The following is a 26,934-nucleotide window of genomic DNA, read 5'->3' as shown; positions in this document are numbered from 1 at the left end:
GCAATGGCTCTGTGGCGCCTGATTCGATCGGCTCCGGGTTGGCTCTTCCCGCTCGCCGTCGGCCTCGTCGTGCTGTTCCTGCCGGAATTCGGTCTGGGCTTCGCGTTGTCCCGGCAGGTACAACTCGCCTGCATCCTCGCACTGGTCGTCAGTGGCCTCAATCTCAGTCTCGGCTATGCGGGTGAACTCGCGCTCGGCCAGGCCGCGATGTACGCCGCCGGAGCGTACACCGCAGGGCTCCTGTCGATCGCCGGACACACGGACATCGTGCTGCAGTTGGCCGCCTCGGGGCTGGTCGCGCTCGCGGTGGGCATCGTCACCGGTATTCCGGGATTGCGGCTCGGCAGTTGGTCATTGGCGATGACGTCGTTCTTCCTCGTTCTCCTCGTACCGGACATCATCGCCGTCTTCGGGGACACCACCGGCGGTCGCAACGGACTCAGCGGGATCGAACCGGCCACCCTGTTCGGTGAGGCGATCGACGCCGACCGGTTCTACACGGTGGTCGTCATCGTCGCGATCCTCTGGTTCGCGGTCCTGCGCAACCTGGTGGTCTCCCGGCACGGCATCGCTTTCCGCACACTGAAGCAGAGCCCGGTACTCGCGTCCTCGGTGGGTATCTCGGTGTTCAGGATGAAGCTTCTCGGCTACGCGATCGGCGCCTTCCCCGCCGGCCTCGCGGGCGCCCTGTTCGCGAACATCGACATGTACGTCTCACCCGAGGCATTCGGATTCACCTTCGCGACAGCAGTTCTGGCGGCGTGCATCCTCGGGGGCGCGACCAGCGTGTACGGCGCGGCGGTCGGGGCGGCGATCATGCAACTCGGCCCGAACCAATCGTCCGAGTTCCAGCAGTACGCACTCGTCTTCTACGGCGGGTTCCTGATCCTCGGCGGCGTCCTCCTCAGTGGCGGCCTCGCGAAGGTCGCCAAGCAGGCCGCGGCGCGGTTGGATCGCGCGGCAGGCGTGACCCGCCGTGGAACACGCACTCGCCCCGGGGACACGGATCGGCCGGCGATGCAACCGATGTCGGGCCAGGTGCTCGTGGTGGACGGCATCTCGAAGGCATTCGGCGGCAACCAGGCACTCGACGACGCGTCGCTGCGAGCGGAACCGGGCAGCATCACCGCACTCATCGGACCGAACGGCTCGGGCAAGACGACGATGCTGAACATGATCTGCGGGTTCTACCGCCCCGACAGCGGCCGAATCCTGATCGGTGACACCGAGGTCCAGGGCAAGGCTCCCGAACGGGTCGCCGGATGCGGTGTGGCCCGGACGTTCCAGACACCCGACATCCCCGACGGCGTCACCGTCCTCGAGGCCGTGGCCTCGGGTCGATACAGCTCCGATCGCGTGTCGATGCTCACGACCGTGCTGCGACTTCCCCGTCACCACAGGGTCCGCGCCGCCGACATCGTCGAGGCCGAACGCGCGCTGGACGTCGTGGGACTGTCGCACCTACGCGACGAGACGGCGACGGCACTCCCCCTGGGAATGCGGCGGCTGCTCGAGGTCGCCCGCTCGGTGGTGGCCGAACCGCGGGTCCTGCTGCTCGACGAGGTCGCGTCCGGCCTCGACGAGGACGAGGTGGAACGACTGGCCGGCGTGATCCGGCAACTCAGCGCGGCCGGCTGCACGATCGTCCTGGTCGAGCACAACTTCCGCCTGGTACTGGCACTCGCCGACACCATCGTCGTGCTCGCCCAGGGTCGCGTGATCGCCGAAGGTCCACCGTCCGAGATCGAACACAACCCCCGGGTACTCAGCGAATACCTCGGCGTAGTCGCCGAAGACACGGAACTGGCCGGAGAGGCGACCTCATGAGCGAGCAGACGACGCCACCGCTGCTGAGTCTGCGGAACGTGCAATCCGGTTACGGCGACCTCCGGGTGGTTTGGGACGTCTCTCTCGACGTGTGGCCCGGCAAGGTCACCGCGCTGCTCGGACGGAACGGTGCCGGGAAGACCAGCACCCTGCGTGCCATTTCGGGACTGAACAGGGTTTCCGGCGGGACGATCGAGTTCGACGGCCGCGACATCGCGAAGGTGGCGCCGCACCGGCGGGTCCGCCAGGGGATGGCCTACGTGCAGGAGGGGAAGCGGGTCTTCCACCGGCAGACCGTGGAACAGAACCTGATTCTCGGCGGGTACGTCCGCAGGATGAGCCGGTCGGCCGTCCGCGTGGAGGTCGAGCGCATCTACGAGCTGTTCCCCGCCCTCGGCCGGAAACGCGGCCTGCTCGCGGGTGCGATGTCCGGCGGGCAGCAGCAGATGCTGGCGATCGGGCAGGCGCTGATGGCGAAACCTACCCTGCTACTGCTCGACGAGCCTTCCGGCGGACTGGCGCCCGTGATCGTAGGCGAAGTCATGGAACGCGTGAGCATCCTGAAGGACGCCGGGCTGGCGGTGCTCCTCGTCGAGCAGGCCGTCGACGCCGCGATGAGCGTGGCCGATCACGTCACCGTCCTCGACGTCGGACGCGTCGTCATGGCTGCCGATGCGGGCGACATCGACGACAGGGCGGTGATCCGGGACGCCTACTTCGGACGCGTCGGCTGAAAAACTAGCCGCCGAGGCGGCGGAACACGAGACGGACGGCGAGCCCCAGGTGGGCCATCACCTCGTCGACCGAGATGCGGCCGGCCACCCAGGACACCAGGCTCGACATCCAGACGTCGCCGATCACGCGGATGGCGTTCAACTGGTCGTCGGAGATCTGCTCGACACCGATGGTCTTGGCGAACATCTCCGTCATCAGGGCGCCGAACGCATCCAGCTCGGCCGACGCCGACGCGTCCGCGAACATGAATGCACGCACGAGGGCCTCGTACCGCGGCCGGTCCTTCTCGAGGACTTCGGTGTTCTTCCGGAGGACGAACAGGATCCGCTCCGACGGTGTGTCGCCGGGGATCGTGACGTCCTCGAACCGGGACCGCATGCCCTCGAACACCATCAGCAGGCCCATCACCAGCATGTGGTTCTTCGACGGGAAGTACCGGTACACGGTGCCCAGCGCGACGCCCGCCCGATCCGCGATGGCCCGCATCTGCACGGCGTCGTACCCGCCTTCGGAGGCGAGTTCCATCGCCGCTGCGACGATCCGCTGGTAACGCTCCCGCTGCGGGGCTTTGGCCCCGCGCGAGGGCAGCTGCCCGTTGCGGAGCAACGACAACAGCCCGTCGCGGCCCGCCGTCAGCGGCTCTTCAGCAGTGCTCATGGTCGTCAGCCTAGCGACAGTCACTTCGCCGCCGTCGGGCGACGGTATCCCCATGTGAGTGCCAAAGTGTGTTCCTGCACACTTTGGCACTCACCTGGGGTGGGAACGAAAAAACTCCGCTGTCGACGTTCTCGACAACGGAGTCTCTGTAATCGTGGTGGCCAGGGCCGGGATCGAACCGGCGACCTTCCGCTTTTCAGGCGGACGCTCGTACCAACTGAGCTACCTGGCCGGACGGCACCCGAACCGAATGCCTATCGCATTATGTTGCCGATACCGAGTATCGGCAACATACTTGCGACCCTGACGGGACTCGAACCCGCGACCTCCGCCGTGACAGGGCGGCGCGCTAACCAACTGCGCCACAGGGCCTTGCTTTCCTGCTGTGCTTCACAAGTGTAAAGCGTTACTGCGTGTCACTTTTACTGCTGTCGAACCATACCGCATGCTCGACACCGGTCAAACGTACCCCCTACGGGATTCGAACCCGCGCTACCGCCTTGAAAGGGCGGCGTCCTAGGCCGCTAGACGAAGGGGGCCCGTCGGATTTCTCCGAACCAGTACCTCAACGGCGTTCCGTTGGGAGCTTGGATAGCTTAGGACACGGATCGAGAATTTCCCAAATCGCCAGGTCAGACTACGAATCGGGCAGTTCTGACGCGGAATCCGGCCATCCGTCCCTCGCAAACTTCTCCAGCCATTCGGGTGAAGCCATCGCTTCGAGGATCACTTCGAGCGATTCCGCGAATCGGGCACCGAGGTCGCCTTCCAGCGCGGTCATGTCGGACATGTACCGCTGGCCGGCGAGAGACGCCGCCAGGACCCGGGTGAACTTCTCCGGGTCGGCGTCGGCGCGCAGCGACCCGTCCCGCTGGGCGCGGATCGCGAACTCGTGCGCGGCCCGGCCCCACACCTGCGAGCCACCGGACTGCACGTCCGGATAGAACTCGGGTTCGACGATCAGCCGGAATTCGGCTCGCACGATGACACTCGAATGGAACAGCTTCGCCAGGTCGATCACGAATCCGTGCAGGGCCTCGAACGGCCCGATGTCCGTGCGGCTCGTCCACCGGTCGGTCAGGGCGGTGAATTGCTCCACCCCGGACTGGAGGACGGCGCGGGCGAGTTCCTCCTTCGACTGGAAGTGGAAGTACATCGCCCCCTTGGTGGCGTTCGAGCCCTCCAGGATCGTGTTGACCGACGCCGCCGCATAGCCGCGCTTCGCGAACTCGATCGCGGCCGACTCCACCAGTGCAGCGCGAGTGCGTCGCGCACGCTCCTGCTGACGTGCCATGACGGTGAATCCCTCTCCCAGATGTAGTAACCCCCGCTTTCGCCCCGCAGAGGCGAGCTTGGAGCCATACATAACAGTATCCCTGTTTTGAAAAAACCGACACAACAGTCCACAAATCATTAAAACTTCTTCAAACAGACCTCAAGCCCGTTATGGGCTCGAAATGTGGTCGCTGCCGAAAACACACCAGGTGGTATAATTTGGGTCGGCTCGGGTGCGCTGCAGGGGGTGCGCACCCGAGCCGACCACTTCGATCCCCTGGGCGGCGCGCCGTGCCGGGGGTCCTGTTTTCCCGGTCACTGTCTGCGCACTAGACTCTGGCCCCGCGCCCCTATAGCTCAGTTGGTAGAGCTACGGACTTTTAATCCGCAGGTCGTAGGTTCGAGCCCTACTGGGGGCACCGTCTCGACCAGTTCATCCTGGTCGGGTGGTGCGATAAACGCGTTCGGAGCGGCGGGCGGTCACGTGACCGCCCGCCGGCCCGGCATCGTGCTCACCTGTGGTCGCGGAGATGTCGAGAATCCGCGGCCCGCTCCGTCCCCGCAGTGAACACGGCCACAACGGGCCGTACCTCGCCAAGGAGTGTCGCGATGGCCACGTACCTGCTGCTCGAGCACGACCTCACTGCACCCCCGACCGTCTCGGAGAGCCACGGTGGATGAGTCGGTGCTGCGCACCCTCACCCCCACCGTGATCGGGATCCTCGTCCACCGCGGAGCCGACTTCTCGGCGGCCGAGGATGCCGTGCAGGACGCCCTGGTGGAAGCCGTGCGCGTGTGGCCGGACGACCCGCCGCGGGACCCCAAGGGCTGGCTTGTCACCGTGGCCTGGCGGAAGTTCCTCGACACCGCCCGCGCACACTCCTCCCGCCGGCAGCGTGAGGAACGCATCGAGGCCGAGCCCGAGCCCGGACCGGTCGAGGCGGTGGACGACACGCTCCAGCTGTACTTCCTGTGCGCGCACCCCTCCCTGACACCGGCGTCGTCCGTCGCACTCACGCTGCGCGCGGTCGGCGGCCTGACGACGCGTCAGATCGCGCAGGCCTACCTGGTGCCGGAGGCGACGATGGCCCAGCGCATCAGCCGGGCCAAGAAGACCGTCTCGGGCGTCCGCTTCACCCAGCCCGGCGACGTCGCCACGGTGCTGCGGGTGCTCTACCTGGTGTTCAACGAGGGCTATTCCGGCGAGGTCGACCTCGCCGCCGAGGCGATCCGCCTCAACCGCCAGCTCGCGGCCGCGATCGACCATCCGGAGGTCGCGGGGCTGCTCGCGCTCATGCTGCTCCACCATGCGCGGCGCCCGGCCCGGACCGGCCCCGACGGCAGCCTGGTACCCCTCGCCGAGCAGGACCGCGGCCTCTGGGACACCCGCCTGATCGCCGAGGGCGTCGACATCCTCCAGGCGGCCCTGGCCCGCGACCGCCTGGGCGAGTTCCAGGCCCAGGCCGCCATCGCCGCGCTCCACGCCGACGCCCGGACCGCCGAGGAGACCGACTGGGTGCAGATCGTCGAGTGGTACGACGAACTGGTGCACCTCACCGACAGCCCGGTGGCCCGCCTGAACCGGGCTGTCGCGGTCGGCGAGGCCGACGGCCCGCGCGCCGGGCTGGCCGCGCTCGCGGCGCTGGACGACGCACTGCCCCGTCACACCGCCGTGGCGGCGTACCTCCACGAGCAGGACGGCGACCTGGCAACGGCGGCGCGGCTCTACACCGAGGCGGCCGCGAAGGCGTCGAATCTCCCCGAACGCGACCATCTCACGCGACAGGCCGCTCGGCTCAACACGCTGCTGCGCGGCTGAGCGGCACTCACCCGCGGTCCTGCGCGTCCTCCACCGAGGGCACCCGGATCAACCGCCGAACCGCCTCGACAGCGGTCTGCCGTCGCTGCGCCACCGTACGCTCCCCCGACTTCGTGCCGCCGGGTGCGGTGGCCAGCGATCGGGCGATGTCGGTGATCACGAGCAGTAGTTCGCCGGCGTTCCACGACGGGTCGACGAACCCCTCCTGCTGCCCTCGGCGAATCTCGGCGGCCTTGGGCCGCAGGGTGGCGATCCGAGCGTCGCTGTCCGCGATCTGGTCCCGCATCTCGAGGTCGGCCCACTCCTGCAGCCGCGCGTTCTCGGGGTGCGCCACGTAGTCGTCGAACAAGCGGCCCGCATACCCCGGCAGATCGTCGCCCCTCAGCGCCGTCTGTTCCGTCGTCTCCGCGATCCATCGCTGGATGACGGCGTCGAACAGTGCTTCCTTGCTGTCGAAGTAGGCGTACAGGCGATCCTTGCTCGCCCGGGCCGCCTCCGCGATGCGGTTGATCCGGGCCCCCGCGACGCCGTAGCGGGCGAACTCGTCCTTGGCCGCGGCGAGGATCCGGTCGCGCGTGGCTTCTCCCGCTGATCGCATGCCGTCATCCTAAATTGCCCGTTGCCGAACCGTTTGGTTCGGCGTAGCGTGCGCATTTGACGAACAATTTGGTTCGGAAACTCTCCGACCTGCCCGTCCGCGACGAGACCCGAGGTACGACCATGGACATCGATCAGGCCCGCAGCACGTTCCACGCGCTCCGACAGCACGACACCGGCGTCTCCCCCGACGAACTCGACGTCGTGTGGGCGGCACTCGACACCGTCAGGGCCGAGGACATCCTCGGCAACTGGAAGGGCGACGACTTCGCCACCGGACACCGGCTGCACGACAAGCTGGTCGCGAGCCGCTGGCACGGAAAGACGTTCGTCTCCCTCGAGGATGCGAAGCCGTTGATCTGCCGGGACGCGGACGGAAACCTCTATTCCGACGTCGAGGGCGGCAACGGTGAGGCAAGCCTGTGGAACATCGAGTTCCGGGGCGAGGTCACCGCGACCATGGTGTACGACGGCGCCCCCATCTTCGATCACTTCAAGAAGGTCGACGACTCGACGCTCATGGGGATCATGAACGGCAAGTCGGCTCTGGTCCTCGACGGCGGCCGGCACTACTACTTCCTGCTCGAACGGGACTGAGATCCCGAAGGCGTCCCAGCCCCCACTGCGCGGAATCCGAGGAACAGCAATGCAGATCACGGCAGCCGTCTCCCGCGGCCCCGATTCTCCGTTCACGCTGGAGACGGTCCAGCTCGACGAGCCCCGCGCGGACGAAGTTCTGGTGCGGATCGCCGCCACCGGCCTGTGCCACACGGATCTCTTCACCAAGGCGGCGCTCCCCCACACCGCCGGTCCGGCCGTCCTCGGGCACGAGGGTGCCGGGATCGTCGTGGAGGTGGGGTCACGCGTGAGCGGGATAGCGCCCGGCGATCACGTGATTCTCAGCTACCGCCACTGCGGTGACTGCGACCAATGCCGAAGTGCGGGTCCGGCTTACTGCGTCGACGCGCACCGGTTGAACAGTTCGGGCAGGCGCGCGGACGGTTCGGCCACCGTCACCCAGAACGGCGAACCGGTGCGCGCCGCCTTCTTCGGCCAGTCCAGTTTCGCCGACCACGTTCTCGCGACGGCCGACAACATCGTCGTCGTCGACGAGTCCGTCGACCTGGCCGCCGCCGCGCCGCTCGGCTGCGGGTTCCAGACGGGTGCCGGTGCGGTACTGAACGTGCTCCGCCCCGGCAGTGATTCGAGTGTGGTCGTCTTCGGCGCGGGCAGCGTCGGGTTCGCCGCACTGCTCGCCGCCCGATCGGTGGGCGTCGCAGCGCTTTTCGCGGTCGATCCGGTACCGGCGCGACGCGCGCTCGCGACGGAGTTCGGTGCGGTCGCGATCGATCCCGGGACGCAGGACGTCGCCGCGGCGATCCGCGCGGCGACCGGCGGCGGCGCGACCCACACCCTGGACACGACGGGGATCCCCACGGTCATCGGTCAGGCGCTGTCGTCGCTGCGGGCGCGAGGCACCGCGGTGGTCGTCGGACTGGGCGCACCCGAAATGGCGGTGAACATTCAGGACCTGATGTTGAACGGCAAGACTCTCCGCGGCTGCGTCGAGGGCGATTCGTCCGTGCAGCAGTTCATTCCGCGATTGCTGGCGTTGCACGCCGAGGGGAGGTTCCCGTTCGACCGTCTCGTCACCGAGTACCGGTTCGAGGACATCAACCACGCCGTCGCCGATCAGGCTGCAGGCTCGGTGATCAAGCCGGTGCTCGTGTGGTGAATCAGGGCGCAGCAGGTGACGGCCCGTCGCCCGCGGCCTGCCCGTCCTTCGCTTTCGTGTCCCTGCGCATCTCGGCGAGATCCTCACCGCGCTTGCGGTACGTGAAGCTGACCCCGGCGACGCCGAGGAACAGCACCACTCCGACGATGGCGCCCGCGAGCGACGCACCGCGGAATCCGGGCGCGTCGACGTCCATGATCCGTTCGCCGGCGTGCGCCGCGCTGTTGCCACCGAGCACGACGCTGAGCGTCAGCAGATTGGGCAGCACCACAAGGACTCCGAGGATCAGTAACACGATCTGCACGGGCTTGAACCGGCGCCGGCGGAACAGCCGCCACGCCCAGCGGAACAGCAGCAGGGGCAGCAGCGTGCACAGGGTGCCGAACAACAGTCCCCACAGGATGCCGCCGCCGAAGCTGCCGTCGGCCAGTCCGCCTACGTTCTGCGCCCACGCCCGCGGGAGGTACGCCGCGAGGATGAAGTAGGCGATGACCAGAACCACCAGGAGGACGGCGATGCCGATGGCCCTTCTCGCCCACGACGGCAGTCCCGACCTCGCGGGTGTCGTGGTGGATGCGCTGTCGTCGGTCGTCATGACTGGTCTCCCTGCGTCGGCAACGGTTCTTCGTCCAGCACCTGCTTCGCCAGTCGCTTCGGCGCGACGAGCGTGTACGACGTCCTGATCCACTCACGCAGCTGTTCCCACCGGGCACCGTCCGCGTCCGCGACGTCCACTGCGATCCAGCCGTGTCTACCGAGACCGTATCCCGCGGGCTCCGCCCCCGGTTCCGTCGCAACCACCGCTTCTGCTTCGTCGACGGTGAGCTTGACCGTCAACCGGGTGGCCTCCACGTCACTGAACACGAAGTTCTTGCCCCGCACCCGGAACGTCGGGTGCCCGTCCCACTGGGCGATGTCCACCCGCACGGCTTCGGGCAACTCGGCGACGATCTCTTCCAGGCGGCTCATGTTGTTGCCCATGTGACGATTGTCGGCAGCACTCCGACCGACCGCAACAGGCATAACGGACATACGGGATTCACTATCGTCGGACGTCCGGGGGTTTCGACGAAGAGCCCCATGACGAGGCAGGCATCCATGGCATCGATCGACGACCTTCTGTCCCAGATTCCGATCAACCAGATCGCCCGGCAACTCGGCGTCGACGAGGCCACCGCGGAGACCGCGGTGAAGTCGGCGCTGCCGACGCTCGTCGGCGGGCTCGGCGCCAACGCCGAAGATCCGGGCGGCGCCGCGTCCCTGCAGAGCGCGCTGCACGATCACAGTGACACGACGCTCCTCGACGGCGGAATCGACATCGACCAGGTCGACACCGACGACGGCGACAAGATCGTGTCCAACATCTTCGGCGGCGAACGCGACCGGGTGGCGAACACTCTGGGCGGGGTGGGCAGCGGCACTGGAGCGGGAAGCGGTACGGGGGTGGGTAGCGACCTCATGAAGCAATTGCTGCCGATCCTCGCGCCGATCGTGCTGGCCTACATCGCCAAGCAGGTGACGGGCGGCAGCGGTTCCGCTCCGCAGACCCAAGGCGCCGGCCAGGCAGGCGGAGGTCTCGGGGACGTACTGGGCGGACTGCTCGGCGGCGGCGGTTCCGGCGGACTCGGCGGAGTTCTCGGTGGCCTCCTCGGGAAGGGTGCGGGCGGCGGACTGGGCGACGTGCTGGGCGGACTGCTCGGCGGCGGAAAGAAGTAGCGACAGGGGCGGCGGGCTACCGTCGCCCCCGCGGGGTGTCGATGTTCACATCTGGGACGGATCGAATTCCCAGGAGACTCGGAGCCCGGACGAACCGCCTCCTACGCAACCGTCGACACGGCTCGAGTTGAGGTGGGGAATCTGTGGAGACCCACAAATCTGTGATCGTCCACAACTGCCCGCGCGTCGCTGTGATGATCTCTCCCTGCGATGATTACGCTGGTCACCGCATACGCAACCTCATCAGTACACTGTCATGTAACGGTTCGCCGCGTGGCGGCGACACATCCCGGACGGTCCATTACGGATCGGTAACTTCGACGGTTCCCGGGCCGCCGACGGCGTTTACCAACCTACTTACGGTGCCGTAGGCTGAACAAAGTCAAATTTGAGCTACTGGAGGCATTACACATGGCGAGGGACCTGACCCAACTCGAACTGCTGCAGGAGTTGTCGCCGGTTGCAGAAGAGAACGTCAACCGCCACCTCTCCATGGCCAAGGAATGGCATCCCCACGACTATGTTCCGTGGGACGAGGGACGCAACTTCGCCGCGATGGGCGGCACCGATTGGGACCCCGAGCAGTCGCAGCTCGACGAGGTCGCCAAGGCCGCGATGATCACGAACCTCCTCACCGAGGACAACCTGCCGTCGTACCACCGCGAGATCGCGGAGAACTTTTCCCAGGACGGCGCATGGGGAACGTGGGTCGGCCGCTGGACCGCCGAGGAGAACCGTCACGGAATCGTGATGCGCGATTACCTCGTCGTGACCCGGGCCGTCGATCCCGTCCAGCTCGAGCGCTTCCGCATGGAGCACATGACGAACGGCTTCGCGTCCCCCGCCGACGTCGACGCCGGCTTCCTCCACTCCGTCGCGTACGTCACGTTCCAGGAACTCGCCACCCGCGTGAGCCACCGCAACACCGGTAAGGCGTGCAAGGACCCGATCGCCGACAAGATGCTGCAGCGCATCGCGGCCGACGAGAACCTGCACATGATCTTCTACCGCAACATGTGCGGTGCGGCCCTCGACCTCGCGCCCGACCAGGCGCTCGAGGCCGTCAACATGATCGTCCAGAACTTCCAGATGCCGGGCGCCGGCATGCCGAACTTCCGGCGCAACGGTGTCCTCATGGCCAAGCACGGCATCTACGACCTGCGTCAGCACCTCGAAGAGGTCGTGATGCCCGTTCTGCGTAAGTGGAACATCTTCGAGCGGAACGATTTCACCGCCCGCGGCGAAGAGATCCGCGAGAGCCTCGGCAATTTCCTCGAGAACCTCGAGGGCCAGGCCTCCAAGTTCGAGGAGCAGCGCGACCGCATGCTGGCCCGCGAGGCGAAGAAGCGCGAGCAGAAGGCTTCGTGACGTAAACAGTTATCCTGTGCCCGGTACCGGATTCGGTGCCGGGCACAGTTTTTTCCAGCACTTTCCCAGAGGTCGTCAATGTCATCCCTTCGTATCGGATCGCTCGAGCTGCGCAGTCCGGTGGTTCTGGCCCCCATGGCCGGGATCACCAACGTCGCCTTCCGCACCCTGTGCCGTGAGCTCGAGACTGAACGCGCGGGCAGCACGTCCGGCCTGTACGTCTGCGAGATGGTGACCGCGCGGGCGCTCGTCGAGCGGCAGCCCGCGACCCTGCACATGACGACGTTCGGCCCCACCGAGACGCCGCGGTCGCTGCAGCTGTACACCGTCGACCCGGACACCACGTACGCAGCGGCCAAGATGATCGTGGACGAGAACATGGCCGACCACATCGACATGAACTTCGGCTGCCCCGTCCCCAAGGTGACCCGTAAGGGCGGCGGTGCGGCGCTGCCGTACAAGCGCACCCTGTTCGGCCGCATCGTCGCGGCGGCGGTGAAGGCCACCGAGGGCACCGACGTTCCGGTGACCGTCAAGTTCCGCGTCGGCATCGACGCCGACCATCACACACATCTCGACGCCGGCCGGATCGCCGCCGGCGAGGGTGCCGCCGCCGTCGCACTGCACGCACGCACCGCCTCGCAGCGGTACTCCGGCACGGCCGACTGGAACGAGATCGCCCGGCTCAAGGAGCACGTCACGGACGTGCCCGTCCTCGGGAACGGCGACATCTTCGCGGCCGAGGACGCCGCCCGCATGATGGAGCAGACCGGGTGCGACGGCGTCGTCGTCGGGCGTGGGTGCCTCGGCAGGCCGTGGCTGTTCGCGGAGCTGAGCGCGGCACTGAACGGAAAGCCGCAGCCCACTCCGCCCAACCTCGGCGAGGTGGCCACGATCATCCGCAGGCACGCCGAACTCCTCGCCGATCACCACGGCGAGGACAAGGGCCTGCGTGAACTGCGCAAGCACGTCTCCTGGTACCTGCGGGGCTTCCCCGCCGGGTCCGAACTGCGGGTCGCGATGGCCCTCGTGAGCACGCTCACCGAACTCGACGATCTCCTCGTCCAGCTCGATCCGACCATCCCGTTCCCCAAGGACGCCGAAGGGCCGCGTGGGCGGCAGGGTTCGCCCGGCACGGTCGCGCTCCCCGAGGGGTGGCTCGACGACCCCGAAGACTGCCTGGTGCCCGCCGGCGCCGACCTCATGCATTCCGGTGGTTAGCGGCACGAACGCGCGTCACCTGGCTACATGTGGGGAGCTTCGACGTTCGATAAGTACTATGGCTGGAATCCGTCGGGGCCGACGGAGGTCCGAGTCGGCGGAGAGGTCAGGTTGCATCGGTGGGTGATGATCACAGTTCGGACTCACCGACTCCCGAATCCCGCGCCCCGTGGGAGCGTCCTCTAGCGGATCCCAGCTACCGGGAAGCCCAATCGGGCCGGCCGCGACGACTCCCGCCGCGACAGCCACCTCCCGAACGGCGGCCTCCCGAACAGCCCGCGGCCCCCGAGCGCCGTGCACCGGTCGAACGCACCGAACCGTCCCGCCACGACAGCGGCCGGATCGGCCGCCGGGCTGCGGGCGGCCCCACCGAGGGGCTTTCCGTCGCCGACCTGGTGAAGAAGGTCTCCGAGGACGAGGCGAACGATCCGGAGAAGACGGAGACGATCCCCCCGATCGACGAGCGGCAGCCGCCGCCTCCCGGGGTTCCGCCGCGCAGCACCCCTCCGGCGGCACCGCCGCCGGAGCCGCCCGAGAGCCCACCCGAACCCGAATGGGTCACAGATTCCGCCGAGACCACCGCGGTACCGCAGGTGGTCGGCAACCCGGGCACCACGCGCCTGGCCCTCAACAAGTCCCGCAAACGCAAGCGTCTGCGCGCAGCGGGACGCGCCGTCGTCGCGCTCGTGGCGGTGGTCGCACTCGCCGGAACCGGCATCGTCTGGGGGTACCTCCGCTCCACCGAGGGCAAGTTCGACCAGATCGCGGCACTCGACACGGAGTCGACCGACATCGTCGACGCCGTCGGGCAGACCGGTGACGAGACCTATCTCATCGTCGGCACCGACACCCGCGCCGGCGCGAGCGGCGAGGTCGGCGCCGGAACCATCGACGACGCCGAGGGCTCCCGCGCCGACACGGTGATGCTCGTCAACATTCCCGCCGACCGTAGCCGGGTGGTCGCGGTGTCGTTCCCCCGCGACCTCGACGTCGAGCGGCCCGTCTGCCAGGGCTGGGACAACGACAGCGGAACCTACACCGAGGAGACCTTCCCCGCAGCGGACGGCGACAAACTCAACGCCACCTACGCGCTCGGCGGGCCGAAGTGCCTGGTGAAGGTGATCCAGAAGATGTCGGGTCTGAAGATCGGCCACTTCGTGGGCATGGACTTCGCCGGTTTCGAGTCGATGGTCAACGAGATCGGCGGGGTGAAGGTCTGTACCACCCAGCCGCTCGAGGACGACGTGCTCGGCACCGTCCTGCCACACCCGGGCACCCAGATGCTCGACGGCAAGACGGCCCTGAATTTCGTCCGCGCCAGACACGTCGAGGCGGAGGGCAACGGCGACTACGGCCGCATCAACCGGCAGCAGAGATTCCTGTCCGCTCTGCTGCGGGGCGCCCTGTCCAGCCAGGTGCTACTCAATCCCGGGAAACTGAACGGCTTCATCAACGCGTTCACCCGAGACACGTTCGTGGAGAACATCGACACGAAGTCGCTGGTCACGCTCGGGCGCTCGCTGCAGAACGTCGACGCGGGCGCCGTCACCTTCCTGACCGTGCCCACCGCGGGCACCACCGAGTGGGGCAACGAGATTCCCCGCACCGACGACATCAAGGCCATCTTCCGCGCCATCATCGACGACGAGGCGCTCCCCGGCGAGAAGCGGGCGGAACCGCTGCCCTCGACCGCCCCCGAACCGCAGGCCGCGCCGCCCACACCGCAGACGGTCCAGGCCGTCGACCCGTCCAGCGTGACGGTGCAGGTGTCGAACGCATCGGGTGAGTCGGGACTGGCCGCGACCGTCGCCGACACCCTGGCCGCCGAGGGCTTCCAGATCTACAACGTCGGCAACTACACGGGCACCAGCAGCGAGACCGTCATCCGGTTCTCGCCGGGCCACGAGGCCGAGGCGGCGACCCTGGCATCGTCCTTCCCGGGTGCGGTGCTCGAAGCGACCACCGGACTCGGAACGGTCGTCGAGGTCGCGATCGGTTCGAGCTTCACCGGGACGGTGCAGACACCCAGCCCGATCGACACTCCGCTGAGCGTGTCGGACGTGCGAATCGGTCAGCCGGAGGATGCGGAAATCCCCGCGGACCTGGCGGTTGTGAACGCGGGCGACACGTCCTGCGATTGAGCGCCCGTTCAGCAGCGTCGTTCACCCTGCGTTCACCGTGCGATCGTGACTTGGTTTCCCGTGCACCGTAGGCTGTGACCTCATGCGCGTGGCTTACAACGAACAGATGACCGAGCTTGCCGACCTGCTCGGTGAGATGGCGGGGCTTGCGGGGGTCGCCATGGAGCGAGCCACCCAGTCGCTGCTCCAGGCAGACCTCTCGCTCGCCGAGCAGGTCATCGGCGAGCACGACAAGATCACCGAGCTCAGCACCATCTGCGAGGAGCGGGCCTTCGCCCTCCTCGCCCTGCAGGCACCGGTCGCCGGCGACCTCCGATCCGTCGTCAGCGGAATCCAGATCGTCGCCGACATCGACCGGATGGGTGCGCTGGCGCTCCACGTCGCCAAGATCGCGCGCCGCCGACATCCCAACCACGTGCTCCCCGAGGAAGTCAACGGCTACTTCGCCGAGATGGGACGCATCGCCGTCTCCATCGGTGCCGCCGCCCGCGAGGTTCTCGAGACCCGCGATCCCGAGCGCGCCGCGCGCCTGCGCGAAGAGGACGAGGCGATGGACGACCTCCACCGGCACCTGTTCACCGTGCTCATGGACCGCGAGTGGAAGCACGGCGTGGCCGCCGCCGTCGACGTCACCCTGCTCGGCCGCTTCTACGAGCGTTTCGCCGACCACGCCGTCGAGGTCGGCCGCCGGGTGATCTTCCTGGTCACCGGCAAGCTGCCCGACGACACCGAGACCGCCGTGAAAGACGCCGACAACCTCACCTCCTACCCGGAACTGTAGAACTCCCCCAACACTTTTCGCGCGAACGGGACGCTCGTACGGCCTGACCGTACGAGCGTCCCGTTCGTTCGTCCCGTTCGTTCACCCGACGTCGTCGGGCCCGCACACGAGAACGCCCCGGCCGATTTCCCGGCCGGGGCGTTCTGGTGTGGTGTGGCTATCCGAAGCGGCCCGAGATGTAGTCCTCGGTGGCCTTCTGCGTCGGGTTGGAGAAGATCTTCTCGGTGTCGTCGATCTCGACGAGACGTCCCGGCTTGCCGGTGGCCTCGAGGTTGAAGAACGCGGTCTGGTCACTCACACGCGCCGCCTGCTGCATGTTGTGGGTGACGATCACGATGGTGAAGTCCTTCTTCAACTCCGTGATCAGGTCCTCGATCGCGAGGGTCGAGATGGGGTCGAGCGCCGAGCAGGGCTCGTCCATCAGCAGGACGTCCGGCGAGACGGCGATGGCCCGGGCGATGCACAGACGCTGCTGCTGACCGCCGGACAATCCGCCACCCGGCTTGTCGAGACGGTCCTTGACCTCGTTCCACAGGTTGGCGCCGCGCAGCGACCGCTCGGCCACCTCGTCGAGACGCTTCTTGCTGCGCTCGCCCTGCAACTTCAGTCCGGCCACCACGTTGTCCTTGATGGACATCGTCGGGAACGGGTTGGGACGCTGGAACACCATGCCGATCGTCTTGCGGACGCCGACCGGGTCGATGCCGGAACCGTAGATGTCCTCACCGTCGAGCAGGATCGAACCCTCCACGCGCGCACCGGGAGTCACCTCGTGCATGCGGTTCAGCGAACGCAGCACCGTCGACTTGCCGCAACCGGACGGGCCGATGAAAGCGGTCACGTTCCGCGGGGGGACGGACAGCCCGACATCGGCGACGGCGTGGAACTTGCCGTAGTAGATGTTGACGTCCTTGAGATCCAGACGCTTGGCCATTACCGGCTCCCTACTGATTGGTGTTCGAAATCGAGTGGATGAATCACTTGCTGCGGACCTGTGAGAAGTGGCCGACGATCTTGGCCAGGATGTTGAGGATGGCGATGAGGAGGATCAACGTCAGCGCCGCGCCCCAGATGCGGTTGGTACCGGCATCGGTCGGGTTGTTCATCTCGGCGACCATGACGCCGGGCAGCGTGCCCATCTCGCCACCGAACAGATTGAAGTTGATGAAGGGCGCGTACCCCACGAGGATCAGCAGCGGCGCGGTCTCGCCCATCACCCGGGCCAGCGCCAGCATGACGCCCGTGATGATGCCGGGCAGTGCCGTGGGCAGCACGATCTTGGCGATCGTCTTCCACTTCGGAACACCCAGCGCGTACGACGCCTCCCGCAGGTCCTGCGGAACGATGCGGAGCATCTCCTCCGTGCTGCGGACGACGACGGGGACCATCAGCAGCACCAGGGCGAGCGCCACCGCGAAGCCGGACTTGGGGAAACCGAACGTCGCGATCCACAGGGCGTAGATGAACAGGGCGGCCACGATGGACGGGACACCGCTGAGGATGTCGACCATGAACGTGGTCAGCTTCGCGAGTCGCGACTTCCGGTCGGCGTACTCGACGAGATAGATCGCGACGAACAGTCCGAGCGGAATGGACAGCACCGCGCAGACGAGTCCCTGCAGAATCGTGCCGACCAGCGCGTGATAGATGCCGCCGCCCGCCGCGGAGGACGTCAGTCCGCTGAGCGAGTGGGTGAACCACGTGGCCGACGTCAGGGCAGGGATTCCCTTGATGACGGCGGTGACCAGGACCCACACCAGTGGGACCAGCGCCACGAGCACTGCCAGCGTCACCAGGACGGTGGCGGTGAGGTCGGTGATGCGCCGGCGGACACCGACCCCCTGGAAGGTGGGGGCCTTGACCGGCTTGTCGAGTGTCGCGGTCATGGGTCAGTCCTTCTTTCCTGCGATCACGGCGCGGGCCGCGGCGTTCACGACGAAGGTGAGCACGAAGAGCACCAGGCCTGCGGCGATGTAGGCGCCGGCCTGAATGTTGTTGTTGAACTCCGCGTAGCCGAGAGCGATCTTGGAGGCGATGGTGGCGCCGCCGTCGAACAGCGACCATCCGAAGGGCTGCGACGTGGTGCGCAGGATCAGGTAGAGCGCCATGGTCTCACCGAGGGCGCGACCCAGACCGAGCATCGATCCGCTGATGTAGCCGGACTTGCCGAACGGAATGATCGTGGTCCGCACCACTTCCCACCGGGTGGCGCCCAGCGCGAGCGCAGCCTCGATCTGGGGCGTCGGCGTCTGCACGAACACCTCGCGAGTGACCGCGGTGATGACGGGAAGGATCATGACGGCGAGGACGATGCCCGCGGTGAAGATGGTGCCACCGCCGGTGATGGAACCGCTTCCTGTCGCGAACAGCGGGAACCAGCCGAGCTTTTCGTTGAGCCACACGGCAAGCGGCTTGATCGCGGGAGCGAACACCAGCAGGCCCCAGAGGCCGTAGACGATCGACGGCACGGCGGCCAGCAGGTCGATGACGTACGCCAGCGGACGTTTGAGCCAGTTCGGCGAGTACTCGGTGAGGAAGATGGCGATGCCGAGGGCGACGGGCATCGCGAGGATCAGCGCGAACAGCGAGACGAGCACCGTCACCTGGAACAGGTCGAGCACACCGAACGCCATGGCGTTGATGTTCTGAGTGACCCACTCACGGCTGGTGAGGAAGTTGACCTGGTTCCTGCTCAGTGCGGGGACTGCGCGCCAGATCAGGAAGATGCCGATCGCGGCGATGAGGACGGAGATGAAGATGGCCGAGGTGGTTGCGAGGGACTTGAAGATCCGGTCCCCCGGCCTGGCGACGGCCTTGCCGCGGGGTGCACCTGTCGGAGTCGGGGTTTCGGCCTTGGTGGTACTCAACTCGGCCTCCGGGGTGCCGTTCGGACCGCCCACCCCGACTCCGCCAGAAGCGGAGCCGGAGGCGCGAGGTGCTGATTCGATGTGCGCTTCACTCATCTGCGCTCGCAATCTTTCCTGGTCAGAATATCGAGTCATGGGCGGGTCCGAACGACTAACGGTGCGATCAGCCGATGGCGGCGACCGACGCGTTCAGCTTCTCCTTCATGGAGTCGGGCAGCGGCACGTAGCCCTGCTCGGCCAGGTTGTCCTGACCCTCGTTGGCTGCGCTGGTCAGGAACGACTTGACCGCCGCGGAGGTGTCGGCGTCGTAGCCCTTCGAGCACACGATCTCGTAGGTGGCGAGCACCAACGGGTACGCACCCGCTTCCTTGGTACCGAAGATCGAGCCGAGGTCGAGCGTCAGGTCGCCCACGCCCGAACCCTTGAACTGCGCACCCTCGATCGCCTTCGCCGCAGACTCGTCGGACAGAGCGACGGGGCCGGAGCCGGTGTCGATCTGCGCGGCCGACAGCTTGTTCTGGTCGGCGTAGGACTTCTCGACGTAGGTGATCGAGCCCGGGGCGGAGGCCACTGCCTGCGCGACACCGGCCGAACCCTTGGCTCCCTCACCGATTCCGCCGGTGAAGTCGGAGCCCGCACCGGTGGTCCACGCGCCGTTGGAGGCGGCCGTGAGGTACTGCTGGAAGTTGTCGGTGGTTCCCGACGAATCCGAGCGGATGATCGCGGTGATGTCCTGGTCCGGCAGGGTGGCGCCCGGGTTGAGCGCGGCGATGGCCGGGTCGTTCCACTTCTTGATGGTGCCGTTGAAGATCTTGGCGGTCACTTCGCCGTTCAGGACCAGGTCCTCGACGCCGTCGAGGTTGTAGGCGACAGCGACGGGTCCGAAGACGAGCGGAAGGTTCCAGGCCTCGCCGCCGACGCAACGGGCCTTGGCCTGCTCGGCCTGCTCGGCCTTGATCGCCGAGTCGGAGCCGGCGAAGTCGATCTGGCTCGCGATGAACTGCGTACGTCCGTCGCCGGAACCGCTGGGGTTGTACGCCAGGTTGACGGTCTTGCCCTTTTCCTGGCAGACGGAGATGTAGGTGGAGACGAACTGGTCCATGGCATTCTTCTGGGCCGAGGAACCGGCCGAGGAGAGGTTGGCCTTGCCCTCGCACGTCGCGTTGGACGACGCTGCGTCGACGCCGCTCGACGCCGCGTTGTTGTCGCTGCCACACGCGGCCAAGGTCATGGCACCCAGGGCCACTGCACCGAGCAGGGCGCCACTGCGCTTGAGATTCACCTAGTCCTCCGGAAATACCGTCTCGCCCGCGATCGGGCGGCGACATGAGGTGCGCTTCGTTGAAATCTGCACCAGGCAACACGGCGCTGCCCACGGAGAAACCTAGAGGTAGCTAATGTCCAGTTGGACCACGATCGGTGAACGGAAGGTGAACAGACCGAGCATTTGTCCACATTTCCGAGACGAACAACAGGTGCGGAAGTAAAGAAGCCCCTCAGGCGCGCGCGTAGGCGACGTCGGTGTGGAACCGCTCGAACCCGAGCCGGTCGTAGGTGTGCAGCGCCGAGGCGTTGTCGCCCTCGACGTAGAGCAGCACCGCACCGAGCCCGCGGTCACGCAGGTAGTGCAGTCCGGCGAGCGTCAGCAACCGGCCGAGACCACGCCCCTGGGCGTCGGGACCGATCGCCACCACGTAGACCTCACCGATGGCCGGCTCGTCGCCCTGCTTCGGATGCACCTTGGTCCAGTGGAATCCGAGCAGCCGCTTCTCGTCCGACGTGGCGAACGCCATGAACAGTCCGGCCGGATCGAACCAGGCCTCCGCGCGGCGTTCGGCCATCTCACGTTCGGTCCACGACCCCTGCTCGGGATGCCAGGCGAACGCGGCGGCGTTGACCCGCAGCACCTCTGGATCATCCTCGACACCGCGGTACACGCGGAGTGAAATACCCTCCAGCACAACGAGTTCCGGGAGTTCCGCACCGGCGAGCGGACGCCGGAGCTGCAGGAGTTCACGCGCACCGGTCAGCCCCAGACGCTGCGCCACCGCCTGCGCCGCAGGCAGGTTGCCGTGCGCCCACACCCTCGTGTCCGGACCACCCGCGGACAGGACCTCTGCGACCAGCCGGCCACCGATCCCCCGGCCACGCGCCTCGGGATCGACCGCGAGTTCGGCCATCGCGGGGTGCTCGCCGTGCCCCGGCTGCAGCTGCGCGTATCCGACGATGCGATCGGCGTCGGTCTCCACGAGATGACGCACGCCGTCGCCCCCGGCGCCGGACACGGCGTGCACACCCTGCTCCGACACGGGCGCGGTTCCGTCGGCTGCCGTCGCGCGGCCGAGCAGTGCGGACACGTCCGCGGCCTGCGCGCCGTCGAGTCGATCGGTCCAGGACTGCACCGAAGCGCTCACTGGATCACAGGTCCTTCCGCGGATTCGAAATCTGCATCTTCGGCGTCGAGATCGTCGACCGGCGGCACCGGCGCACCCGACTTGCTGCGGGTGGGACGCACGGCCTTGTATCCGACGTTGCGGACTGTACCGATCAAGGATTCGTACTCACTGCCCAGCTTGGCGCGCAGACGACGCACGTGGACGTCGACCGTGCGGGTGCCACCGAAGAAGTCGTATCCCCACACCTCCTGCAGCAACTGTGCGCGGGTGAAGACGCGACCCGCGTGCTGCGCCAGGTACTTGAGGAGTTCGAACTCCTTGTAGGTGAGGTCGAGGGGACGGCCACGCAGCCGGGCCGTGTACGTGCCCTCGTCGATGACCAGTTCGCCGAGCGTGATCTTGCCCGACGCCTCCGGGCTGGCGACGCCGCCGGTGCGTCCGACCAGCAGCCGGAGGCGGGCATCCACCTCGGCCGGCCCGGTGCCCGGAAGCAGGATGTCGTCGAGACCCCAGTCGGAATTGACCGCCACCAGGCCACCCTCGGTGAGCACCGCCACCACGGGGACCGCGGAACCCGTGCTGCCCAGCAGCCGGCAGAGGCCGCGAGCCGCCGCGAGATCGGTGCGCGCATCCACCAGGGCGATGTCGGCGGAGCTCGCTTCCAGGAGTGAGGACACCTCCGTCGGGGCAGGCCGCACCGAATGCGCCAGCAGGGCGAGGGCAGGCAGCACTGCCTCGGGGTTCGGGTCGGAGGTAAGAAGCAGTAGCTCCACACAGCCTCCCATCTCGTCGCCGTCGTACCCGGCCGGCCGACGGGTCGTTCGTCCGCCGGTCCAGGTAGATCGACACTGAAGGTATCGACACTTTTGTCGGTGACAGAGTAGCGCGCCGCCGTCAAGGTCCGTCGCACCGAACCCCGGCAACCGGCGCGGAGGTTGCACCGGCACCGCCCGGAACCGTGTCCGTCACAATGGGGCCGTGCGGAAACTCATCATCGGAATCGTCTTCCTCGTGGCACTCGGTCTCGTCGTCGACTTCGGTTCGGCGGCCTATGCGGAGTACCGGGTGTCGCGGGAACTGCGGGCGGGCGCGTCCCTCACCGCGGATCCCGAGGTGACGGTGCACGGCTTCCCCTTCCTCACCCAGGCGTGGAACGGAAAGTACGAGAACATCGAGATCCGTGCCCAGGGAGTACAGAGCGACGTGGTCGGTGAGGTGACGATCGAGTCCACCCTTCTGGGCGTGTCCGCGCCGCTGTCCGACCTCGTCGACGGGTCCGTCACGAGCCTTCCCGTCGACCACCTCTCCGGCCGCATGCTCATCGACGCCACCGACCTGGGACGGTTCCTCGACATCCCCGACCTGCAGGTTTCGGCCCCACCGGCCAGCAAGTCGGACGGGACCGGCGGATCCGGCGGCTCCGGAATGCCGACCGCGGGCGGCGTCGTCCTCACCGGCACCGTCCCCGTCGGCCCCCTCGAGACCACCGTCAGCGTGCAAGCCGACCTGGTCCTCGACGGTGGTCAGGTGAAGATCGTCGCCAGCGACTTCTACTTCGGGCCCGAGGGCCACGCCGACTTCACCATCCCCGAGCCCCTCGCTCCCGCGATCCTCGGCCTGTTCACCCGGACGATCGACCCCAAGGAGCTGCCGTTCGGCGTCCAGCCGACGGAGGTGTACGCGGAGGGCTCGCAGATCGTCATCGAGGGCGTCGGCGACAACGTCACGATCGACCTGAACGAACTGCAGAACCGATGACCGGAATCACACTGTTACTGATCGCACTGTTCGCGGCTCTCGCGTTCGGGCTCGTCTGGCAGCGGCGCCAGGGGAAGGTCCGGACCACCGGCGAGACGACCGCGGTCGTGACCGACCAGCGACGGCTGCTCCTCGAGGCGGCGGGCATCGGGCCGCAGTCGCCCGAACACCCTCGGCGGGCCACCGTTCTCCACTTCTCCGCCGACTGGTGCGGACCCTGCGCAGCGGTGCGCAGGGTCGTCGGACAGGTCGTCGCGGACCTCGCCGGCGAGCCGGAACCTCCCGTCGAGGTGGAAGTCGACATCGACGAGTATCCCGCTCTCGCCAAGGAACTCGGCGTTCTGTCGTTGCCGACGACGTTCATTCTCGACGCCGACCTGCAGCAACGCTTCCGGGTGTCCGGGGTGCCCACCGCGGCCGACCTCAGGGCGGCGCTCGGACCCCTCACCCGGCCCCCGGCTTCAAATTCCTGAAGAACCGGGTAAACTCGTCGCCGTGCAATCCAGCCACGAGCTCATGCTCACCCGACGCCGCACGGTAGACCTGTGCCGCCTCGGGGCTTGTTGCTGTACCTGTTGCTGATCACCAGGGCTGTCGCTTTCTGCTGACACCGCGGACTCCGCGCACGTGATCGAAATCCCGATGACGACGTCGACCGTCGCTCTTCGGCGCCAGGCAAGCATTCAGGACTCAACGCAGGAGCACTTCTCATGTCCACAACACTCGAGGTCGAGCAGGTCGACGTTCGTGGCCCCCGGTTCGCCGCCTGGGTCACCACCGCGGTCCTCGTCGCCGTCCTCGTCGTGTCGACGTTCTCGCTGGTCGCCGCAGGAATCCTGCTGGCCCTGCAGGCCGTCGTCTTCGCGGCGGGCGCAGCCACCGGTCCGCGGCGCAGCCCATACGGCCGGATCTTCGGCTCCCTCGTCGCGCCGCGACTCGCTCCGGTGAGCGAACGCGAACCCGTCGCACCGCTGCGGTTCGCGCAGCTCGTCGGATTCGTCTTCGCCGCCGCCGGCACCCTCGGCTTCCTCGCCGGCTCCGGCGTCATCGGCGCCGTTGCCACCGCATTCGCCCTGTTCGCGGCGTTTCTCAACGCCGCATTCGGGTTCTGCCTCGGCTGCCAGATCTACCCGCTCGTGACGCGGCTACGCCCCGCCTGAACGCTTCGACCACCGCACGATCCACCCGACAGAAGTAAGAACACATCGAAAGGAACACCATGGCTCGCTCCGATGTCCTAGTCTCCGCCGACTGGGCTGAGCAGAACCTCAACGCCCCCAAGACCGTTTTCGTCGAGGTGGATGAGGACACCAGCGCATACGACGGCGGCCACATCGAAGGCGCCATCCGCCTCGACTGGCGGAAGGACCTGCAGGACGGAGTCCGTCGTGACTTCCTGAACCAGCAGCAGTTCTCCGACCTCCTGTCCGCCAAGGGCGTCGCCAACGACGACACCATCGTTCTCTACGGCGGCAACAACAACTGGTTCGCGGCATACGCGTACTGGTACTTCAAGCTGTACGGCCACCAGGACGTCAAGCTGATCGACGGCGGCCGCAAGAAGTGGGAGCTCGACGGGCGCCCCCTCTCCAAGGAGACCGTCTCCCGCGAGGCCACCCAGTACAAGGCCGACGCACCCGACCTGACGATCCGCGCGTTCCGCGACGAGGTCATCGACGCCATCGGCAACAAGAACCTCGTCGACGTGCGTTCGCCCGACGAGTTCTCCGGCAAGATCCTCGCCCCCGCGCACCTGCCGCAGGAGCAGGCGCAGCAGCGTGGACACGTCCCCACGGCCATCAACATCCCGTGGAGCACCACCGCAAACGAGGACGGCACGTTCAAGTCGGACGACGACCTGGAGAAGCTGTACTCGGAGAAGGGCTACGACGAGTCCAAGCCCACCATCGCGTACTGCCGTATCGGCGAGCGCTCCAGCCACACCTGGTTCGTGCTCAAGGAGATCCTCGGCAAGTCCGATGTCAAGAACTACGACGGCAGCTGGGTCGAATACGGCTCACTCGTCGGCGCACCCATCGAGTTGGAGGTTCACTGAGCCATGTGTGGAGCACCTGTACAGACCCAGACCCTGCCCGCGGGCGTCGACGTCGAGAAGGAAACGGTCATCACCGGCCGCGTTCTCGCCACTGACGGCCAGCCGATCGGTGGAGCGTTCGTGCGTCTCCTCGACGGCGGCGGAGAGTTCACCGCCGAGGTCGTCGCCTCGGGCACCGGAGACTTCCGCTTCTTCGCCGCTCCCGGCGACTGGACCGTGCGTGCACTCTCCAGCTCCGGCAACGGCACCGCCACGGTGAGCCCGACGAGCGCAGGCGTGCACAACGTCGACGTCACGGTCGGCGAGTAGGACCCAGCACCACAGAAAGGCCCCGCTCCGGCATTCGGAGCGGGGCCTTTCTCGTGCGGCTCCGCCACCTGTGCGCCCTTCTGGTTGCGCCGACAACCAGAAAGGCGCACGAGCGCGAAGCGCCTACTGCTCCTGCGCGAGCGCGGTGATCCAGTCGACGACCTTCTCGCTCTCCCAGTACCAGGGGTCGTTCGGGTTGTTGTTCCAGTAGAACAGGTGCTGGATGAAGCCCAGGAAGATGTACGGCTTGGTCACGAGTTCGAAGACGTCCCGGTTGTCCTCGACGAACCCGGGCCCCTCTGCCGCGAGCTTCGCCTTCACGACCTCGGAACCGGGGCCCATGGCCCAGTTCAGCGCCTCGACCATCTGCTCCCGGGACACCTGCGTGTTCCGGTCCGGCCCGTCGGGGTCGTAGGTCCGGTCGGCCACCTTGCGCAGTACGTCGAGGAAGGACTCGTCGGAGGCGAACCAGTCGTCGTGGGTGACGATGTGGACGATCGTCCGCGCCGCCATGTTCGTCACTGCATTCGCGAAGTCGGAGACGGTTTGGCCCGGGTTCAGCAGGGTGAAGTGCAGCTGTCCCAGCACCCCGAGCGCCAGCTCGAGGACGGCGATCTCCTGCGGCGCGTCGCACGCGATGTCGTAGGGGCGGCACGCGTAGGTGATCTTGCCGTCGAGAGCGCCGTAGTCGGCAGGCCCGGAAGACATGAATCCGCCTCCGGGAGGGCCCGGCTCGCCCATCGACGGTGTCCCCGCGGGGCGGTACGGGTCGCCGATCAACGCGACACCGGCGATGTCGTCGGCGGTAACCAGAGCATTGCTGTCGCGGTGGCCGAGTTCGCGCGCCACCCGTTCGACCACCTCGCCGCCGACGCTGTACCCGAGGAGGACGTACTTGGTGTCGTCGCCGCACTTCGCCTTGTTCTCGTCGAGGATCCTGTTCGTCGACGCGACACCGGCCGCCATCGAATCCTGGTATGTCGGAACAGGTTGCAGCAAACCGAGACCGTATGTGGACGGATAGGGCACGTACATCCACCCCACCGTCCCGGGCTCGTCCGCGTTGGCCTGCCCGGTCGGCACCGTCACGTTGCCCAGCCAGTTGGACCACGCCTCACCGCTCTCCTCGAGCGGGTTACGGTCTGCTTCAGAATCCGTCGCACCCGACACCGCGACGATGAGGACATCGGGGCAGTCGGTGGCGTAGTTGTTCGGATCGACGCTGTCGGTCTCGTCACTTCCCGAACCGGCGCTACCGGGGTCCGCGCTGCCGGAGTTCGGGGCCGCGACGGCCGGACCGGGAGCGCCGAACGCGGACACCGTGAGCAGCAGCACCGTCGCCGTCACCGCGGCTCGGGCCAGGCCGGGAAGCACAGGACTGGATCGAAGCATGGGACCTCCGGGAGGAGTGGGAGACGAGACGACGGCATGAGGATATCCGGAACCGACCGGGTGGTCGCCTTCGAGAAACCGTAGCCGCAGTGACGGTAAGCCGCCTCCCGTTTCGACCGCTCGACGGGTTCGGTTTAGGATGTCACCGTGGTTATCTTCTTCGAGGTACTTCTTGTCCTTGCCGCCGTGTTGATCACGTGGTTCTCCCTCTACACGATCTACCGCCTGGTCACCGACGAGTCGTGAGTCAAACCCCGGACGCAGGCGCAGATTCGCCTTCCGAG

27 protein-coding genes and 4 tRNA genes are annotated in these 26,934 nt (G+C 67.2%); 16 read left to right on the top strand and 15 right to left on the bottom strand.

All coding sequences use genetic code 11. The features are described 5' to 3' along the window. The first annotated feature begins 3 nt into the window (after positions 1 to 3). Complete coding sequence (locus ROP_RS24645; RefSeq protein ID WP_015888718.1) at positions 4 to 1,827, top strand: branched-chain amino acid ABC transporter ATP-binding protein/permease; 1,824 nt, start codon at positions 4 to 6, stop codon at positions 1,825 to 1,827. Further along, a complete protein-coding gene (locus ROP_RS24640; RefSeq protein WP_015888717.1) occupies positions 1,824 to 2,561 on the top strand; it encodes an ABC transporter ATP-binding protein in 738 nt (245 codons plus the stop codon). Before ROP_RS24645 ends, ROP_RS24640 begins: the two co-directional genes overlap by 4 nt. Before the next feature lie 4 nt (positions 2,562 to 2,565). Here ROP_RS24640 and ROP_RS24635 read toward each other — a convergent pair whose 3' ends face one another. The 5 genes from ROP_RS24635 to ROP_RS24615 form a co-directional block, all read right to left on the bottom strand. Further along, on the bottom strand, positions 2,566 to 3,219 hold the full coding sequence (locus ROP_RS24635; RefSeq protein WP_015888716.1) for a TetR family transcriptional regulator: 654 nt from the start codon (positions 3,217 to 3,219) through the stop codon (positions 2,566 to 2,568). A gap of 155 nt (positions 3,220 to 3,374) precedes the next feature. After that, positions 3,375 to 3,451 (bottom strand) — tRNA-Phe (locus tag ROP_RS24630). A gap of 66 nt (positions 3,452 to 3,517) precedes the next feature. Beyond that, positions 3,518 to 3,591, bottom strand: a tRNA-Asp gene (locus ROP_RS24625). Positions 3,592 to 3,685: 94 nt separating this feature from the next. Further along, positions 3,686 to 3,758: transfer RNA gene (locus tag ROP_RS24620), tRNA-Glu, on the bottom strand. Positions 3,759 to 3,856: 98 nt separating this feature from the next. Further along, a complete protein-coding gene (locus tag ROP_RS24615) occupies positions 3,857 to 4,513 on the bottom strand; it encodes a TetR/AcrR family transcriptional regulator (RefSeq protein ID WP_015888715.1) in 657 nt (218 codons plus the stop codon). 327 nt (positions 4,514 to 4,840) lie between these two features. On the opposite strand from ROP_RS24615, the gene ROP_RS24610 reads away from it, so the two are divergent. Together ROP_RS24610 and ROP_RS24605 are read left to right on the top strand one after the other, a co-directional pair. Next, positions 4,841 to 4,913 (top strand) — tRNA-Lys (locus ROP_RS24610). A gap of 254 nt (positions 4,914 to 5,167) precedes the next feature. Continuing rightward, positions 5,168 to 6,313, top strand: coding sequence for an RNA polymerase sigma factor (locus ROP_RS24605; RefSeq protein ID WP_015888714.1), 1,146 nt, complete (start codon positions 5,168 to 5,170; stop codon positions 6,311 to 6,313). Between the two features lie 7 nt (positions 6,314 to 6,320). Here ROP_RS24605 and ROP_RS24600 read toward each other — a convergent pair whose 3' ends face one another. After that, complete coding sequence (locus ROP_RS24600) at positions 6,321 to 6,911, bottom strand: TetR/AcrR family transcriptional regulator (RefSeq protein ID WP_015888713.1); 591 nt, start codon at positions 6,909 to 6,911, stop codon at positions 6,321 to 6,323. 122 nt (positions 6,912 to 7,033) lie between these two features. Between ROP_RS24600 and ROP_RS24595 the strand changes: the two genes are divergently transcribed. Next, positions 7,034 to 7,507, top strand: a complete 474-nt coding sequence (locus ROP_RS24595) for a DUF4334 domain-containing protein (protein WP_043826778.1) — start codon at positions 7,034 to 7,036, stop codon at positions 7,505 to 7,507. A gap of 49 nt (positions 7,508 to 7,556) precedes the next feature. Then, entirely contained in the window at positions 7,557 to 8,645 is a 1,089-nt protein-coding gene (locus ROP_RS24590; protein ID WP_015888711.1) for an NAD(P)-dependent alcohol dehydrogenase, read from the top strand. 1 nt (position 8,646) lies between these two features. On the opposite strand, the gene ROP_RS24585 is transcribed toward ROP_RS24590, so the two are convergent. Next, complete coding sequence (locus ROP_RS24585; RefSeq protein WP_015888710.1) at positions 8,647 to 9,240, bottom strand: hypothetical protein; 594 nt, start codon at positions 9,238 to 9,240, stop codon at positions 8,647 to 8,649. Then, positions 9,237 to 9,677 (bottom strand): MmcQ/YjbR family DNA-binding protein, encoded by a 441-nt coding sequence (locus tag ROP_RS24580; RefSeq protein WP_015888709.1) that lies wholly within the window; start codon positions 9,675 to 9,677, stop codon positions 9,237 to 9,239. The genes ROP_RS24585 and ROP_RS24580 overlap by 4 nt, the downstream gene beginning before the upstream one ends. Positions 9,678 to 9,743: 66 nt before the next feature. Here ROP_RS24580 and ROP_RS24575 point away from each other — a divergent pair, with 66 nt between their 5' ends. The 5 genes from ROP_RS24575 (at position 9,744) to phoU (ending at position 15,872) form a co-directional block, all read left to right on the top strand. Beyond that, positions 9,744 to 10,361, top strand: coding sequence for a DUF937 domain-containing protein (locus ROP_RS24575; RefSeq protein WP_015888708.1), 618 nt, complete (start codon positions 9,744 to 9,746; stop codon positions 10,359 to 10,361). A gap of 411 nt (positions 10,362 to 10,772) precedes the next feature. After that, complete coding sequence (locus ROP_RS24570) at positions 10,773 to 11,729, top strand: acyl-ACP desaturase (protein ID WP_015888707.1); 957 nt, start codon at positions 10,773 to 10,775, stop codon at positions 11,727 to 11,729. Between the two features lie 78 nt (positions 11,730 to 11,807). Further along, positions 11,808 to 12,950 (top strand): tRNA dihydrouridine synthase DusB, encoded by a 1,143-nt coding sequence (gene dusB, locus ROP_RS24565; RefSeq protein ID WP_015888706.1) that lies wholly within the window; start codon positions 11,808 to 11,810, stop codon positions 12,948 to 12,950. A gap of 119 nt (positions 12,951 to 13,069) precedes the next feature. Beyond that, positions 13,070 to 15,091 (top strand): LCP family protein, encoded by a 2,022-nt coding sequence (locus tag ROP_RS24560; RefSeq protein ID WP_043825263.1) that lies wholly within the window; start codon positions 13,070 to 13,072, stop codon positions 15,089 to 15,091. 82 nt (positions 15,092 to 15,173) lie between these two features. Next, positions 15,174 to 15,872, top strand: a complete 699-nt coding sequence (gene phoU / locus ROP_RS24555; protein WP_015888704.1) for a phosphate signaling complex protein PhoU — start codon at positions 15,174 to 15,176, stop codon at positions 15,870 to 15,872. 157 nt (positions 15,873 to 16,029) lie between these two features. Here phoU and pstB read toward each other — a convergent pair whose 3' ends face one another. From pstB to ROP_RS24525, 6 genes are all read right to left on the bottom strand, one after another. Beyond that, positions 16,030 to 16,806, bottom strand: coding sequence for a phosphate ABC transporter ATP-binding protein PstB (gene pstB / locus ROP_RS24550; protein ID WP_015888703.1), 777 nt, complete (start codon positions 16,804 to 16,806; stop codon positions 16,030 to 16,032). Positions 16,807 to 16,849: 43 nt separating this feature from the next. Beyond that, positions 16,850 to 17,758: a phosphate ABC transporter permease PstA gene (gene pstA, locus ROP_RS24545; RefSeq protein ID WP_015888702.1), complete on the bottom strand. Its 909-nt coding sequence runs from the start codon at positions 17,756 to 17,758 to the stop codon at positions 16,850 to 16,852. 3 nt (positions 17,759 to 17,761) lie between these two features. After that, entirely contained in the window at positions 17,762 to 18,835 is a 1,074-nt protein-coding gene (gene pstC, locus ROP_RS24540) for a phosphate ABC transporter permease subunit PstC (protein ID WP_015888701.1), read from the bottom strand. Positions 18,836 to 18,902: 67 nt separating this feature from the next. Further along, complete coding sequence (gene pstS / locus ROP_RS24535) at positions 18,903 to 20,021, bottom strand: phosphate ABC transporter substrate-binding protein PstS (RefSeq protein WP_015888700.1); 1,119 nt, start codon at positions 20,019 to 20,021, stop codon at positions 18,903 to 18,905. A 214-nt stretch (positions 20,022 to 20,235) separates the two neighbouring features. Further along, the gene (gene mshD / locus ROP_RS24530; protein ID WP_015888699.1) at positions 20,236 to 21,153 is read right to left on the bottom strand and encodes a mycothiol synthase; all 918 of its coding nucleotides are present in this window, start codon (positions 21,151 to 21,153) and stop codon (positions 20,236 to 20,238) included. Next, a complete protein-coding gene (locus tag ROP_RS24525; RefSeq protein WP_043825261.1) occupies positions 21,150 to 21,908 on the bottom strand; it encodes a winged helix-turn-helix transcriptional regulator in 759 nt (252 codons plus the stop codon). The genes mshD and ROP_RS24525 overlap by 4 nt, the downstream gene beginning before the upstream one ends. Before the next feature lie 205 nt (positions 21,909 to 22,113). On the opposite strand from ROP_RS24525, the gene ROP_RS24520 reads away from it, so the two are divergent. The 5 genes from ROP_RS24520 (at position 22,114) to ROP_RS24500 (ending at position 25,258) form a co-directional block, all read left to right on the top strand. After that, complete coding sequence (locus ROP_RS24520; RefSeq protein ID WP_015888697.1) at positions 22,114 to 22,893, top strand: LmeA family phospholipid-binding protein; 780 nt, start codon at positions 22,114 to 22,116, stop codon at positions 22,891 to 22,893. After that, the gene (locus tag ROP_RS24515) at positions 22,890 to 23,366 is read left to right on the top strand and encodes a thioredoxin family protein (RefSeq protein ID WP_015888696.1); all 477 of its coding nucleotides are present in this window, start codon (positions 22,890 to 22,892) and stop codon (positions 23,364 to 23,366) included. Before ROP_RS24520 ends, ROP_RS24515 begins: the two co-directional genes overlap by 4 nt. Before the next feature lie 237 nt (positions 23,367 to 23,603). Further along, complete coding sequence (locus tag ROP_RS24510; protein WP_015888695.1) at positions 23,604 to 24,053, top strand: DUF4395 domain-containing protein; 450 nt, start codon at positions 23,604 to 23,606, stop codon at positions 24,051 to 24,053. Between the two features lie 59 nt (positions 24,054 to 24,112). Continuing rightward, entirely contained in the window at positions 24,113 to 24,949 is an 837-nt protein-coding gene (locus ROP_RS24505; protein WP_015888694.1) for a sulfurtransferase, read from the top strand. Between the two features lie 3 nt (positions 24,950 to 24,952). Then, the gene (locus ROP_RS24500; protein ID WP_015888693.1) at positions 24,953 to 25,258 is read left to right on the top strand and encodes a DUF1416 domain-containing protein; all 306 of its coding nucleotides are present in this window, start codon (positions 24,953 to 24,955) and stop codon (positions 25,256 to 25,258) included. A gap of 123 nt (positions 25,259 to 25,381) precedes the next feature. Here the strand turns inward: ROP_RS24500 and ROP_RS24495 are convergent, their stop codons facing one another. Continuing rightward, positions 25,382 to 26,650: a cutinase family protein gene (locus ROP_RS24495; RefSeq protein ID WP_043825259.1), complete on the bottom strand. Its 1,269-nt coding sequence runs from the start codon at positions 26,648 to 26,650 to the stop codon at positions 25,382 to 25,384. Between the last annotated feature and the right edge of the window lie 284 nt (positions 26,651 to 26,934).

Origin of the sequence: Rhodococcus opacus B4 (genome assembly GCF_000010805.1) — a bacterium.
GTDB lineage: Bacteria > Actinomycetota > Actinomycetes > Mycobacteriales > Mycobacteriaceae > Rhodococcus_F > Rhodococcus_F opacus_C.
This window is presented reverse-complemented; position numbering and strand designations above follow the sequence as displayed.

Bases quoted from the DNA above. Each gene is read 5' to 3' on its own strand.
- ROP_RS24645 (WP_015888718.1), top strand. From the start codon at position 4: ATGGCTCTGTGGCGCCTGATTCGATCGGCTCCGGGTTGGCTCTTCCCG.
- ROP_RS24640 (WP_015888717.1), top strand. From the start codon at position 1,824: ATGAGCGAGCAGACGACGCCACCGCTGCTGAGTCTGCGGAACGTGCAA.
- ROP_RS24635 (WP_015888716.1), bottom strand. From the start codon at position 3,219: ATGAGCACTGCTGAAGAGCCGCTGACGGCGGGCCGCGACGGGCTGTTG.
- ROP_RS24615 (WP_015888715.1), bottom strand. From the start codon at position 4,513: ATGGCACGTCAGCAGGAGCGTGCGCGACGCACTCGCGCTGCACTGGTG.
- ROP_RS24600 (WP_015888713.1), bottom strand. From the start codon at position 6,911: ATGCGATCAGCGGGAGAAGCCACGCGCGACCGGATCCTCGCCGCGGCC.
- ROP_RS24595 (WP_043826778.1), top strand. From the start codon at position 7,034: ATGGACATCGATCAGGCCCGCAGCACGTTCCACGCGCTCCGACAGCAC.
- ROP_RS24590 (WP_015888711.1), top strand. From the start codon at position 7,557: ATGCAGATCACGGCAGCCGTCTCCCGCGGCCCCGATTCTCCGTTCACG.
- ROP_RS24585 (WP_015888710.1), bottom strand. From the start codon at position 9,240: ATGACGACCGACGACAGCGCATCCACCACGACACCCGCGAGGTCGGGA.
- ROP_RS24580 (WP_015888709.1), bottom strand. From the start codon at position 9,677: ATGTCCGTTATGCCTGTTGCGGTCGGTCGGAGTGCTGCCGACAATCGT.
- ROP_RS24575 (WP_015888708.1), top strand. From the start codon at position 9,744: ATGGCATCGATCGACGACCTTCTGTCCCAGATTCCGATCAACCAGATC.
- ROP_RS24570 (WP_015888707.1), top strand. From the start codon at position 10,773: ATGGCGAGGGACCTGACCCAACTCGAACTGCTGCAGGAGTTGTCGCCG.
- dusB (WP_015888706.1), top strand. From the start codon at position 11,808: ATGTCATCCCTTCGTATCGGATCGCTCGAGCTGCGCAGTCCGGTGGTT.
- phoU (WP_015888704.1), top strand. From the start codon at position 15,174: ATGCGCGTGGCTTACAACGAACAGATGACCGAGCTTGCCGACCTGCTC.
- pstB (WP_015888703.1), bottom strand. From the start codon at position 16,806: ATGGCCAAGCGTCTGGATCTCAAGGACGTCAACATCTACTACGGCAAG.
- pstA (WP_015888702.1), bottom strand. From the start codon at position 17,758: ATGACCGCGACACTCGACAAGCCGGTCAAGGCCCCCACCTTCCAGGGG.
- pstC (WP_015888701.1), bottom strand. From the start codon at position 18,835: ATGAGTGAAGCGCACATCGAATCAGCACCTCGCGCCTCCGGCTCCGCT.
- ROP_RS24515 (WP_015888696.1), top strand. From the start codon at position 22,890: ATGACCGGAATCACACTGTTACTGATCGCACTGTTCGCGGCTCTCGCG.
- ROP_RS24510 (WP_015888695.1), top strand. From the start codon at position 23,604: ATGTCCACAACACTCGAGGTCGAGCAGGTCGACGTTCGTGGCCCCCGG.
- ROP_RS24505 (WP_015888694.1), top strand. From the start codon at position 24,113: ATGGCTCGCTCCGATGTCCTAGTCTCCGCCGACTGGGCTGAGCAGAAC.
- ROP_RS24500 (WP_015888693.1), top strand. From the start codon at position 24,953: ATGTGTGGAGCACCTGTACAGACCCAGACCCTGCCCGCGGGCGTCGAC.
- ROP_RS24495 (WP_043825259.1), bottom strand. From the start codon at position 26,650: ATGCTTCGATCCAGTCCTGTGCTTCCCGGCCTGGCCCGAGCCGCGGTG.